Below are 12,416 nucleotides of genomic sequence, written 5' to 3'. Positions count from 1 at the left end.
TTGGACAGGCGCATTGGACTCAACTGCTGGTGGTGTGACTCAAAGGACTCGCTACCGCGCTTTCCTGAAATCCCCGCTCCGGCTGGGCACGACGAGCGATGATTTCGCGCACCGGAGCGAAGCTTCGGCGGTGCAGCGGCGTCACGCCCAGCGCCTCCAGCCCGCGAAAATGCTCGGGCGTCGGATAGCCGCGGTTGGTCGCCCAACCGTAGCCCGGATAGGTCCGCGCATGATCCGCCATGATCCGGTCGCGGGTGACCTTGGCGACGATCGAGGCGGCGGCGATCGAGCGGCATTTGGCGTCGCCGGCGACGATCGCTTTCGACGGCCGCTGCCAGCGCGGGCAGGCATTGCCGTCGACCAGCACCCACGCCGGCTCCAACCCCAGCGCCTCAACCGCGCGCGTCATTGCCAGCATCCGCGCCCAATAGATGTTGAGTTCGTCGATTTCCTCGACGCTGGCAACGCCGACCCCCCAGGCGGCGCATTTGACCAGCTTGGCGTACAGCGCCTCGCGCTTCTCCAGCGGCAAATTCTTCGAATCATCGATCCCGCGCGGGAAATGCTTGCGGTCGAGTATCACGGCCGCGGCAACGACCGGCCCCGCCAGCGGCGCGCATCCTGCCTCGTCAACGCCGGCCAACGGCTCCGGATATCCGATTTCCAGCTTGAAGCATGGGCGAGTCATTGGCCCAATGTACCCCGGCGAAGGCCGGGGTCCAGCGAACAATTACTCCTGGGCCCCGGCCTTCACCGGGGGAACAGTCAGCTTTCAATCCGCCACGGCGGGAAACGGCGCGCCTCGCCCGCTTTGTAGAGGAAAATGATGTTGCCGTCGGGATCGCGCAGCCTTGCCTCGCGCCACATCCACGGCTGGTTGCGCGGGCCATGTTCGAACGGCACCCCCTCGCGCGCCAGGCGGTCGACCTGGTCATCCAGATCGTCGCATTCGAGATAGATTGCGGTCGTCGCCGAGACCGTTTCTTCGGGATCGATCTGGACCGAGAGCGTGGCGCCACCGGCGGTCTCAAACCGCGCATAGTCGGGCGGATTGGCGACGATCTGTTTGAGGCCAAGTCCGACGTAGAATGCCACCGACCGTTCATAGTCTGTACCGGTGACCGTCACCTGGTTGAGCCGCGGGCCGCTCCCAACGTCGAGCCGCACCCGGCCCTGCCCGATCGGTCCCGCGCCGCCGCCCAGGCCAGGCGCTTCGCGCAACGCCACCCGGACAAACTCCCGGGCCCGGCCGACGGCGTCGGACAGCGACGCGCCCTCGGCCAGGAACAACGCGATCGCGCTCGCCAGTGTGCAGCCGGTGCCGTGGGTGCTGGTGGTGTCGATCCGCTGACCTTGCCAGCTGGTCATATTGTCGGTCTCAATGAGCGCGTCGGCAAGTGCGTCGCCTTCCTCGTGCCCGCCCTTGATCAGCACCGCGCAGCCATGTTCGGAAACCAGGCTGAGCGCCGCCGCGACCGGGTCCTCTTCGGCGGTCAGCCGCTTCAATTCGGGTAGATTCGGCGTGGCGATGGTCGCGACATCCATCAGCCGGCCGAACGCCGCAATGGTCGCGTCGTCGGCGAGCGGCGCGCCGCTGGTCGCGACCATCACCGGGTCAAACACAATCGGCAGCTCCGGAAGCGCCTGCTTGAGCTGCTCGAGCCGCTGCGCGACCTGTTCGGCGGCGAAGGCGCTGCCGATCATGCCGATTTTGACCGCATCGACGCCGATGTCGCTGACTACCGCGTCAATCTGCGCCAAGATAACTTCCGCCGGCACTGGATGCACCGCGGTGACCCCAATCGTGTTCTGCGCGGTTATGGCCGTGACCGCCGTCATTGCGTGACCGCCCAAGACCGTGACAGTCTTGATGTCCGCCTGAATGCCGGCCCCGCCCCCGGAGTCCGAGCCGGCGATGATCAGGATACGAGGGATAATGCCAGACATTGAGCGGAGTTTAGAGCCGATATCTTAAGCAGAAGCGACCGCTTCACAGATATCGTCGACCAGCCGTTCGACCTGGGCCAGGTCGTCGCCCTCGGCCATCACGCGGATCAGGGGCTCGGTGCCTGATTTGCGGATCACCAGCCGGCCATGCCCTTTGAGCTCAGCCTCGGCCGCGGCGATCCGCGCTTTGACCTTGGTGGTGTCGAGCGGTGCACCGCCATCGAACCGCACATTCCTCAGCAGCTGCGGCACCGGTTCGAACTGGTCGAGAATCTCGCTCGCTGGCTTGCCCTCCCGGACCAGTACGGCGAGCACCTGCAGCCCCGCCACCAGGCCGTCCCCGGTCGTCGAATGGTCGGAGAGGATGATGTGCCCCGATTGTTCGCCACCGATGTTGCAGCCCTTCTCGCGCATCGCCTCGAGGACGTAACGGTCACCAACCTGGGTGCGGATCAGCCCAATCTTGTCTGTGGCCAGGCGGCGCTCGAGCCCGAGGTTGGACATCACCGTCGCCACCACCGATCCGCCTTTGAGCAGACCGCTGCGTTTTTGCTGGGAAGCAATCAGCGCCATCAATTGATCGCCATCGACCAGCCGCCCATTCTGGTCGGAAACCAGTAACCGATCGGCGTCGCCGTCAAGCGCCAGGCCGATGTCGGCCTTCTCTTCAATGACTTTGGCTTGCAGCGACTGCGGATGGGTCGAGCCGCACCCATCATTGATGTTGGTGCCGTTGGGCGTGACTCCTAACGCGACCACGTCCGCGCCCAGTTCCCACAAAGCTTCGGGCGCAACGTGATAAGCGGCGCCGTTGGCGCAATCGATAACGATCTTCAGCCCATCGAGCCGCAACTGTTCGGGAAAGGTCGACTTGGCAAAGTGGATATAGCGGCCACGCGCGTCATCGATCCGCTTGGCGCGGCCGATCATCTCTGCCTTCGCCAGCTTCGGCGCCTTCTCCAGCCGCCGCTCGATCGCGCGCTCGGTGTCATCGCTCAATTTATACCCGTCCGGACCGAACAGCTTGATGCCATTGTCGTGAAATGGATTGTGCGACGCCGAGATCATGACGCCCAAATCGGCGCGCATCGATCGGGTCAGCATCGCCACCGCCGGGGTCGGCATCGGCCCCAACAGCACGACGTCCATGCCGACGCTGGTGAAACCCGCCACCATCGCCGATTCCATCATATAGCCGGACAGGCGCGTGTCCTTGCCGATCACCACCCGATGGCGGTGGTCGCCACGCAGGAAATGGGCGCCCGCAGCCTGGCCGACACGAAGCGCGGTTTCGGCCGTCATCGGCTCACTGTTGGTAAGTCCGCGCATGCCGTCGGTGCCGAAGAATTTGCGAGTCATGCCGTGGGCTTTAGCCTGCCAGCGATAAGGGCGCGAGGTTCAGCCAATCCAGCGCCAGATGCCAACCGGCAGCGGGTGAAGCCGGGTTGCTGCGGCAAACAGCAATGTTCCGCCGACGACCGCGAACGTCCCCGGCGATTTCAGGCCCCGTCCGAACGGCATGTAGGCGGTTTGTGCGGACCATTCGTGCCACCGCGAACCCATCAGTCGACGTTTCTTGGAATCCTGCCCCGCCGCTCCGCCAAGCGCCAGCAACAGGATCGCGCCATCGAACAACATCGCCTTGGGCGTCGCGACCAGCGCCAAATGCACCACCGCCCAGATCGCGAAGCTCCACATCATCGGGTGACGCGTGATCGCCAGCACGCAACTCGGGGCGCTGACCCGCCGCGCGCCCGGCAACGCCGGATTACCGACGAAGCTGCCGACCAGCAGGATGCTGGCACACCACATTAATATGGTCGCCGCGATCCACCCGGCTTCGCCAATCGACCACAGCATCGGCTGGCGCCCAAGCGCGTGGTAACACCAGATCATCACCCCGAATGTGACTAGCGCGATGACCGAATAAAAACTTTGGAACTGGCGCTCACCGAATTGGGCGACCAACCCCCGGCGGAACGGGTGCGACAGCAGGAAATGCAAGCCGACGAACGCGGCCGCGGCCAGCGCCAGGCAGCCGGTCCCGTTCAATGGCGATACGCTTCGGGCAGGTTGCGCCGCGCCAAGTTGCGGTAGCGGTCGCGCAGTTTGCTCTGGTGGTTATCGAGCTGCTGCTGCACTCCATCGATGAACACCACCTCCGCCGCACTCGACCCTTCGAGCGGATCGCCCGACCAGATCACCACGTCGCCGCGACGCCCGGGCAGCAGGCTGCCGATATCGCCCCCCATTCCGACCGCCTCAGCAGGGCGCGAGGTGATCATTGCCAGTGCCTCGCCCCAGCCGACCCCGGCCGCGCCCGGAACATTGCGCAACGCAACCAGATTGCCGGCATATTGCCGCTCCTCGAACAGGTTGCGCGTGTCGCTATCGTCGATCATCCCGATCGACACTTTGACCCCGGCGGCGCTCATCCGACCGACGTTGGACTGAGTCGCGGCCAACTGCTCGAACGACGCCGGCAAATCGTTAACCGCCGACGCAATTACCGGAATTCCGGAGGCAGCAATCCGGTCGGCCACCGTCCAGCCTTCGCTTGCTCCAACCAGCACCAATTTGAGCGACGGAAACTCGCGCCTCAAACCGATTACTTGCAGGATATCGCTGGCGCGTTCGACATGAACCAGCAGATATTGCTGCCCCTGCAACACCGGCACCAGGGCAGCCGCGTCGAGCCGAGTCAGCAGCACATCGTCTTGGCGAGAAGCGACAACGCCGTGACGGCTCAATGCTGCAGCTTCGCGCAACGCATTGCGGAACAGCAGATGCGCCGACGCCCGCGATCCGCCGGCGTTCGCCGCGCCGGTCTCGCCCAGTTCGACGAACTGGAACCGCCGCGCGGCGGTAATTGGGTCCATGTCGGTGGCAGTGTCGATGACGGCGCCTTGCCCGGCGAAAATGTTCTTGCCAGTCCCGGGCGCGACGAGGGCCCGCGTGACACCGTCGGCGCGATTGACGGCGATGGTCGAAGCCAAAGGATTGATCGCCGGTACCACGTCGATTGCGGCGTTGAACGGGCCGGTCGCGCTGGTGTCGTCCGATCCTTCAGCTGACAAGTCGACTTCGACCAAGCCGAGCCGGGAAAAACCCGCCACGATACCCGGCGTGACCCATTTGCCGCGCGCATCGATGACCGATGCACCAGCCGGGATTCGAACTGTCGGCCCCGCCGCGACGATCCGCCCGTTGCGAATGACCACGGTCCCGGGAGCGGCCTCGCTGCCGTCGCCCTTGGCGACCATGCCACCGGTGATTGCAAAAGTTTGCGCCGCTGCCGGTGCAGTCGCGCCAAGCAACAGCGCAAGCATTGCGGCGCGGATCACTTGGTGTCTCCTTCGCCGGGCTGTCCGAGCTCGAAATCGCTGACCGGACGGCGTTTCGGATCATTGGCATTGTACATCAATGCGCCATCGATCCACACCCGTTCAGGACGCGCGTAGACGCTGAACGGATCGGCGTTCCACAACACGACATCGCCCATTTTCCCGGGCTTCAGGCTACCGGTCTTGTCAAAGATGCCGATCGACTTGGCCGGGTTGGAGCTGAGCCAGGTCCAGGCGACCTCTTCGCTGATGTTGATGCCGGCGCGGCGGCCATCGGCGAGTGCCTTGGACGCTTCCTGATTGAGCCGCTGGATGCCGTTGGCATCGTCCGAATGGACGATGGCGCAGGCACCGGCGTTATGGACGAACGGGATGTTTTCCTGAATCCCGTCATAGCTTTCCATCTTGAAGCCGTACCAGTCGGCCCACATCGCCGCGCAAATGCCTTCCTTCTTCAACAGGTCGGCGATCTTGTAGGCTTCGACGGCGTGGTGGAAGGCACTGATCTTATAGCCGAATTCGTGCGCCATATCGATCATGATGGCCATTTCATCGGCGCGGTAGCAGTGGTTGTGGACCAGGATCTTGCCGGCCAGCACGCCGCGCAGCGTGTCCATCGCCAGGTCGCGCTCGGGCATGTCGCCGCCATTTTTCTCGTACTTGTCCCATTTGCGCTTGTACGCCTGGGCCTTCAGCCACACCCCGCGGGTGTAGGCGATATTACCCATGCGCGTCTGCGGCATGCCGCCCTTCGATCCGTAAACCCGCTTGGGGTTCTCGCCGCAGGCCATCTTCAGCCCATATGGGGCGCCCGGGAACTTCATTCCCTGTTCGGTCCGCGCCGGGACATTCTTGAGCACCACCGAGCGACCGCCGAACAAATTGGCCGAGCCCGGTAGCACTTGCAGCGTCGTTACGCCGCCATTGGCCAGCGCCCGGCCGAAACCCGGGTCCTGCGGCCAGACGCTGTGCTCGGCCCAAACTTCGGGCCGCGCCGGAGACGTCGCTTCATTGCCGTCGGACAGCGATTCCACGCCCGGCGACGGATAGTCGCCAAGGTGACTGTGAATGTCGATTACACCTGGTGTAACGAACTTGCCGGTGCCGTCGATTTCGACCGCCCCTGCCGGAGCTGCCAGCTCGGGGCCGCCGATCGCCTGGATCAGCCCGTCGGCGAGGATCACCGTCCCACCGTTGATGCGCCCGCCCTCGCCATCGAATACGGTCGCATTGCGGATCACCGTCAACGCGCCCGGATAACGCGCATAGGTCGACGGATAGGGGTCCTCGTTAATCCGGATCGGCGGCGCCGGCTTGGGCTTAGGTGCAAGCCCGGCACAGCCCGACAGCAACGCCGCCGCCAGCGCGAGCAGGCCCCAGTGCTTATTTAACACCGTGCATCCACCTCTTCAGCGGGAATGAGAGGATGAACAGCAATACCCCAGCGCCAATCGCAATCCAGGCGATTGTCGTGAAGGTTGCAAGGTAGGTGTCGAGACTGACCTTGAGATTTGTTACTTGGCCGCCAACCGTTTCAACACTGGCGAACTGGGCGACCACGCCCGCGACATATTGCGCGACCGAAATTGACAGGAACCAGACCCCCATCATCAGGCCGACGACGCGCGCGATCGATAATTTGGTGATCATGCTGAGACCGACTGGCGAAATGCACAATTCGGCGATCGAATGAATGACGTAGAGGCCGGCCAGCCACCACAAGCCGATCTTGAAGTCCGGCCCCGCGAATTGGGCACCAAGCACCAGAAACAGGAAGCCCGCGCCGACACCGATCAGTGCCAAAGAGAATTTGACCGGGATCGACGGCTCAAGATTGCGCCGGGCAAGCACGCCCCACAGGATGCTCATCAACGGAGCGAGAATCACGATCGCAATTGGGTTGAAGTTTTGCGTCTGCGGCGCGGAGATTTCAAACAGGCCAAACACCGACCGGTCGGTGTTGCGGTCAGCGAACAGCGTCAGCGACGATCCGGCTTGCTCGAACAAGGTCCAGAACACGACGTTGAAGACAATGAGGACCATCGCCGCGACCATCATCTGAAATTCCTGCCGGCTGCCCTTGGCATATGACCAGCCCAGGATCCCGGGAACGCCGAGCAGAAAAGTACCAAACAGCAATTTGCCCATGAGCGACAGCGACATGACGTAGCCGACGATGCCCGAGCCGGGTTCCGGTTCAGGCGAGTTCATCAGGTTCATGAACAAGAAGACGAAGACGGGAATCGCGAGGATTGCGAGGCCATAGATGACCAGCGCCTTGTCACCGCCCTCTCGCGCCGGGGTTTCACCAAATCCGTCGAGGCGACCCCCATCGAACTGCATCAGCATATAGCTGGTCAGCATACCGACGCCGGCGAGCGAGAAGCCGGCCCACCAGCCGAGCCATTCGGCCAGGATCGGGCAGAAGAACTGGCCGAGGATCGAGCCCAGGTTGATTCCCATATAAAAGATGGTGAAGCCCGCGTCGCGGCGACGGTCGCCTTGGTCGTAGAGCGCCCCGACCATGGTCGAGATGTTGGGCTTGAAAAAGCCATTACCAACCGAAATGGTCGACAGTGCAATCAGCAGGATCGCGATCAACAGCGGGCTTTTCTCGCTTTCATCCTGCATGCCGCCTTTGGGTACATTGCGGGCGACGTGGCCGTCGGCCGCAAGCAGGCTGAGGCTGCCGTCGTTATTGCCCTGAACCTTGAGTCGCTCGCCGCCCGGCTGAACGATGAAGCGCTGCTCGTTGGCCGCGCTGGTCGGTCGGTCCCGGAAATTGTCGATCTGCACCTCGTATCGCTGGCCGTCGATCACAGCAAAAGGCTTTGAAGGCTGACCGCCAAAAGCGAGCGTCAGATAGCCGATGGCCATCAGGATGGCGCCGAACTTCACCGAACGCTTGGATCCGAGATATTGGTCGGCGATGAAGCCACCAATCAGCGGGGTGAGGTAAACCAGGGCGGTATATCCGCCATACAGTCCGGTCGCTGCATGATCGCCGAGTACGAAATGCTTGGTCAAATAGAGCGTCAGCAGCGCTCGCATGCCGTAATAGCCGAACCGCTCCCACATTTCGGTTGTGAACAATCGCGCGAGCGGCCTGGGGTGGCCAAACCAACCGCTACGGGCCGCCGGGTTCTCGTGGCTGATGTCAGGCGATGCGGGATCTTCGAGGGCGGGGGTGTCGACCATTTAGCACTCCGGAGCAGGCAAAATTACAGGGGGCCGAACCTAACGGCCAAATCTCTGCTGTGAAGCGCATTGTTGCAAACTCGCGCGGTCGTTAGATGGGCCACCCATGCTCAACGATCGCTCCTCGCCGCTTTCGCTCCTTGAATCGCGCCGCTCGGCCAAGCCACGCGACCTGGTCGGTCCGGCGCCGACGCCCGAGGACATAGCGCGCATTTTCGCCATCGCGGCGCGCGTTCCCGACCATGGCAAGCTTTCCCCGTGGCGCTTCATCGCCATCGCCGATGACCAGCGCGAAGCTTTGGCGGCACTGCTGCATCGCGCGCTCGATGAAGAAGACCGCGACGCAACGGCCGCGCATCGTGAGAAAGCGGAGCAGTTCGCGCACAACCAGGGCGCGCTGATCGTGCTCGTGTCGGCACCGGTCGAAAACCACAAAATTCCGGTGTGGGAACAGATATTGTCGTGTGGCGCGGCGGGCATGAACCTGCTGCTGGGTGCCCACGCGCTCGGTTTTGTCGCCGGTTGGGTGACTGGCTGGCAGGCCTATTCGGAATCGGTATCCGCGGCATTTTGCGGCCCCGGCGAACGCATCGCCGGTTTCATCTTCATCGGCCATCCCGGGCTGGAAATGGTTGATCGCCCGCGCCCGTCGCTCGCAGAGGTTTCTCGCCCATGGCCGCCGCCGCAAGCGCTTCTTAAACCTTGACCTTTTCCCGCGCTGCTGTATTAAAACAGCATGACGCTTGGTTCCCAGCATGAAAAGCCGGTTTATGTCCGCCTGCGTGAGACGATCGCCGACGCGATCCTCGCCGGCCAATTTACCGATGGTGACCCATTGCCGTCGGTTCGGGCCTTCGCCGCCGAACAGTCAGCCAATCCGCTGACCGTCGCCAAGGCCTATCAGGGCTTTCAGGATGAAGGACTGATCACGGTCAAGCGCGGGGTCGGCATGTTCGTCGCCCCTGGCGCCAGCGCCCGCCTGCGCGATTCCGAGCGCAGCCGCTTCGTCACCGAAGAGTGGCCGGCGGTGCGCGAACGCATGAAGCGCCTCGGTATCGACCCAGTCCGGCTGCTCGACCAGGAAACCGCTTAACCTTCCTGCGACCGCCCAATTCCAGTAGCGCCGCCGCATGACGCGTGTAATGCCATTCAGTGATGCGGCAATCGCCGAGGCGGCGGCACTAATTCGCGACGGCGAACCGGTCGCGATCGCCACCGAGACGGTTTACGGCCTCGCCGCCGACGCTACCAACACCCAAGCCGTAGCGCGGATTTACGCCGCCAAGGGCCGCCCGAGCTTCAATCCGTTAATCGTCCACGTCCCTGACCTTGCCGCCGCTTCGGCGATCGGCGAGTTCAGCTCCGAAGCCCTCGACCTGGCCCAGCGGCACTGGCCAGGCCCATTGACCCTCGTCGTTCCGCTCCAGCCTGGCGCGGCCGTCGCCTCCCTTGTCACCGCTGGCTTGCCGACAATTGCCCTGCGCGTCCCGGGACACCGAGCGATACAGGCACTCCTGCGCGCCACCGGTCGCCCGCTGGCCGCCCCTTCCGCTAACGCGAGCGGCTCAATCAGCCCGACGCGCGCCGACCATGTCCTCAAGAGCCTTGAGGGCAGGATTCCGCTGGTCGTTGACGATGGCCCGACCGAACGCGGCCTTGAATCGACGATCGTCGCCGCGACCGGCGGACCGATACGGCTGCTGCGCCCGGGTCCGATCGAGGTCGACGCGGTGACGTCACAGCGCGGGCACCTCGAGGCGCCGGGGCAGATGCAAAGCCATTATGCGCCGTCGAAGCCCCTGCGAACCGGCGTCGAACGCGCCGCAGGTGATGAGTTCCTGATCGGCTTCGGACCGATTACCGGCGATGTCAGCCTGAGCGCGTCGGGCGACCTCGTCGAAGCGGCGGTGCGACTATTCGACCTGCTTCATTTTGCCGATGAATCGTCAAAAGCGAGAATCGCCGTCGCGCCGGTCCCGGCTAATGGCCTTGGCGCCGCCATCAACGACCGCTTGCGCCGCGCGGCGCGTTAGGCGTTGGCGGCCGCGCTTTTCACGCGAGCTCGATTCAAGAAGGCTGCCCCGCAGCCTCCTTGACCTTCGCTTGGAAGCTCTTGCGCAACTTGTTGAGCTTGGGCGGGATGATCGCCAGGCAATAGGGATTGTTCTGCCCCTCGCCGCTCCAATAATCCTGGTGGTAGCCCTCGGCCGGATACCATTCGGCCGCTGGCTCTATGGTCGTCACGATGCGGCCCCCATTCTGCTCATTAGCCCGCGCAATCGCCGCGCGCGCGCGCCCGTCCTGGTCAATCGACTGCGGAAAGATCGCCGATCGGTATTGGGTGCCGACGTCATTGCCCTGGCGGTTGAGCTGGGTCGGATCGTGGGTGGCGAAAAAAATATCGAGCAGATCGTCGAAGCTCAGCTGCTCGGGGTCGAACGTGATGCGGATCGCCTCGGCGTGGCCGGTGTCGCCGCCGCAGACCTGCTTGTAAGTCGGGTTGATCGTGTCGCCGCCAATGTAGCCGCTTTCCACTGATTTGACCCCAACAAGGTCGAGAAACACCGCTTCCGTGCACCAGAAGCATCCGCCCGCAAGTACCGCGACCTCATTCGCCATCGATCCGCTCCTTCGCTGGAGCAGCCAAAATAGGGCGGCGACTGTAGTCCTTAAAGGGGTTTGTTGCCGAAGGGTTTTGGCGGCGGCGGACAACTGGCCTTCAGGCTAGCCATTTCGAGCCGTTTTCCGACCCATTCGGAAAGCTCCTGGAATTCGAGCTCATGCTCGAACACGATGCCGGCGCGGCGGTCTGAAAACCAGCGCACTTCGCCTTTAATCGGTCGCAGGCTCTCGACGACGACGATCACGCTCTGGCCGACGCAATATTCTTCGATTGGCTCAACCTTCATGCCGCCCAGCGAAATGTCGTGCACGTCGACCGTGTAATAGACTTTGCCAACGCGGATCGACGCCTTGCAGCCAACAACCAGGCGCGGCGGGCGCGGACGGAAGCCGTGTCGCGGCTTGCGCCCGGCAAGCAGCTCGCCAAGGTCGACATTCTGGTCGAATTTCAAGCCAACCGTGCCCTCGCGGATCCAGACCACGGTGGAAGGAATTTTCTGCGACGACAGCTCGACCGTGACCTGCTCGCCGATCGGCGGCGGCGTTTGCGAGGAATTTCCCGACAGGCCGCCAGCCGAGATATTGCGCACCCGGAGCAACTGTTCGCTGTCCGCGCCGACCAGCTTGGCCACGCGAAGCGTCGGCAGGATTCTCTCATCAGTCCGACGCTCGCACGGCCGCGGCACGGCGGTGCTCAGCGTGAAGGTCGTCGACTCGAAGGTGCCGTCCTCATGGTTCCAGACCGTTCCGGCCTTTTTCCGAATGAGCGAACCGAACATTCGAAGCATCTCCAAAGTCTTGAGAAATCGCACCAAAACGGGACTTTATGCGCGGCATAGTTAAAAAGCCGTTTCATTCGTTTGACCTCTTTGCGTGAAAGAGCGCACTGCACGGGTGCGGAGGTGAGGTATCGTGACAATTGAGCAGCCACGGCTGCTACTGATTGACGACGAGCCGGCCCTCGCCGAATTTCTCGCGAGCGCCGCCCGTGAATGCGGCTTCGATCCTATTCTTACCGCCAATGACGAGCAGTTCCGGACCCGCTTTTTTGACGAGCGTCCGGACATGGTCGCACTAGACTTGGGCATGCCGGGCATGGATGGCGTCGAGCTGCTGCGGTTCCTCGCCGGAGAGGATTATCGCTCGCCGGTGCTGATCATCAGCGGATTCGATCGCCGCGTGCTGGAAAGTGCCTTCCGCCTCGGTGAGGCGCTCGGCCTGACGATGGTCGGGCCACTTGAGAAGCCGGTGCGGCTGGAAGAGCTCGAAGCGGTCCTGACCGAACTCAGATCCACGCTGGCTTAG

General features: G+C 63.3%; 13 protein-coding genes. 4 read left to right on the top strand and 9 right to left on the bottom strand.

The window, feature by feature from the left end; translation table 11 throughout:
- Positions 1-19 precede the first annotated feature (19 nt).
- The 7 genes from RMO25_RS03545 to RMO25_RS03515 form a co-directional block, all read right to left on the bottom strand.
- Positions 20-688: a ribonuclease HII gene (locus tag RMO25_RS03545; RefSeq protein ID WP_309661227.1), complete on the bottom strand. Its 669-nt coding sequence runs from the start codon at positions 686-688 to the stop codon at positions 20-22.
- 77 nt (positions 689-765) lie between these two features.
- The gene (thiD, locus tag RMO25_RS03540; RefSeq protein ID WP_309661361.1) at positions 766-1,938 is read right to left on the bottom strand and encodes a bifunctional hydroxymethylpyrimidine kinase/phosphomethylpyrimidine kinase; all 1,173 of its coding nucleotides are present in this window, start codon (positions 1,936-1,938) and stop codon (positions 766-768) included.
- A gap of 33 nt (positions 1,939-1,971) precedes the next feature.
- Positions 1,972-3,306, bottom strand: a complete 1,335-nt coding sequence (glmM, locus tag RMO25_RS03535) for a phosphoglucosamine mutase (protein ID WP_309661226.1) — start codon at positions 3,304-3,306, stop codon at positions 1,972-1,974.
- A gap of 39 nt (positions 3,307-3,345) precedes the next feature.
- A complete protein-coding gene (locus RMO25_RS03530) occupies positions 3,346-3,999 on the bottom strand; it encodes an NnrU family protein (RefSeq protein ID WP_309661225.1) in 654 nt (217 codons plus the stop codon).
- The gene (locus tag RMO25_RS03525; RefSeq protein ID WP_309661360.1) at positions 3,996-5,276 is read right to left on the bottom strand and encodes an amidohydrolase family protein; all 1,281 of its coding nucleotides are present in this window, start codon (positions 5,274-5,276) and stop codon (positions 3,996-3,998) included. Before RMO25_RS03525 ends, RMO25_RS03530 begins: the two co-directional genes overlap by 4 nt.
- Positions 5,277-5,287: 11 nt before the next feature.
- Positions 5,288-6,685, bottom strand: coding sequence for an amidohydrolase (locus RMO25_RS03520; protein WP_405051831.1), 1,398 nt, complete (start codon positions 6,683-6,685; stop codon positions 5,288-5,290).
- Positions 6,675-8,489, bottom strand: coding sequence for a peptide MFS transporter (locus RMO25_RS03515; protein ID WP_309661224.1), 1,815 nt, complete (start codon positions 8,487-8,489; stop codon positions 6,675-6,677). The genes RMO25_RS03520 and RMO25_RS03515 overlap by 11 nt, the downstream gene beginning before the upstream one ends.
- A 106-nt stretch (positions 8,490-8,595) precedes the next feature.
- On the opposite strand from RMO25_RS03515, the gene RMO25_RS03510 reads away from it, so the two are divergent.
- Genes RMO25_RS03510 through RMO25_RS03500 form a run of 3 tightly spaced genes read left to right on the top strand, consistent with a single transcriptional unit; the run spans position 8,596 to position 10,522 of the window.
- Entirely contained in the window at positions 8,596-9,195 is a 600-nt protein-coding gene (locus RMO25_RS03510; RefSeq protein ID WP_309661223.1) for a nitroreductase, read from the top strand.
- Positions 9,196-9,225: 30 nt separating this feature from the next.
- Complete coding sequence (locus RMO25_RS03505; RefSeq protein WP_309661222.1) at positions 9,226-9,582, top strand: GntR family transcriptional regulator; 357 nt, start codon at positions 9,226-9,228, stop codon at positions 9,580-9,582.
- 37 nt (positions 9,583-9,619) lie between these two features.
- The gene (locus RMO25_RS03500; RefSeq protein WP_309661221.1) at positions 9,620-10,522 is read left to right on the top strand and encodes an L-threonylcarbamoyladenylate synthase; all 903 of its coding nucleotides are present in this window, start codon (positions 9,620-9,622) and stop codon (positions 10,520-10,522) included.
- A 34-nt stretch (positions 10,523-10,556) separates the two neighbouring features.
- Here RMO25_RS03500 and msrA read toward each other — a convergent pair whose 3' ends face one another.
- Both msrA and RMO25_RS03490 read right to left on the bottom strand, forming a co-directional pair.
- A complete protein-coding gene (gene msrA / locus RMO25_RS03495) occupies positions 10,557-11,108 on the bottom strand; it encodes a peptide-methionine (S)-S-oxide reductase MsrA (RefSeq protein WP_309661220.1) in 552 nt (183 codons plus the stop codon).
- Between the two features lie 50 nt (positions 11,109-11,158).
- Positions 11,159-11,890 (bottom strand): PilZ domain-containing protein, encoded by a 732-nt coding sequence (locus RMO25_RS03490; protein WP_309661219.1) that lies wholly within the window; start codon positions 11,888-11,890, stop codon positions 11,159-11,161.
- Between the two features lie 133 nt (positions 11,891-12,023).
- Between RMO25_RS03490 and RMO25_RS03485 the strand changes: the two genes are divergently transcribed.
- Positions 12,024-12,416 (top strand): response regulator, encoded by a 393-nt coding sequence (locus tag RMO25_RS03485; RefSeq protein WP_309661218.1) that lies wholly within the window; start codon positions 12,024-12,026, stop codon positions 12,414-12,416.

This window comes from Sphingomonas sp. (assembly GCF_031361285.1).
In the GTDB taxonomy this organism is placed as follows: Bacteria; Pseudomonadota; Alphaproteobacteria; order Sphingomonadales; family Sphingomonadaceae; genus Sphingomicrobium.
This window is presented reverse-complemented; position numbering and strand designations above follow the sequence as displayed.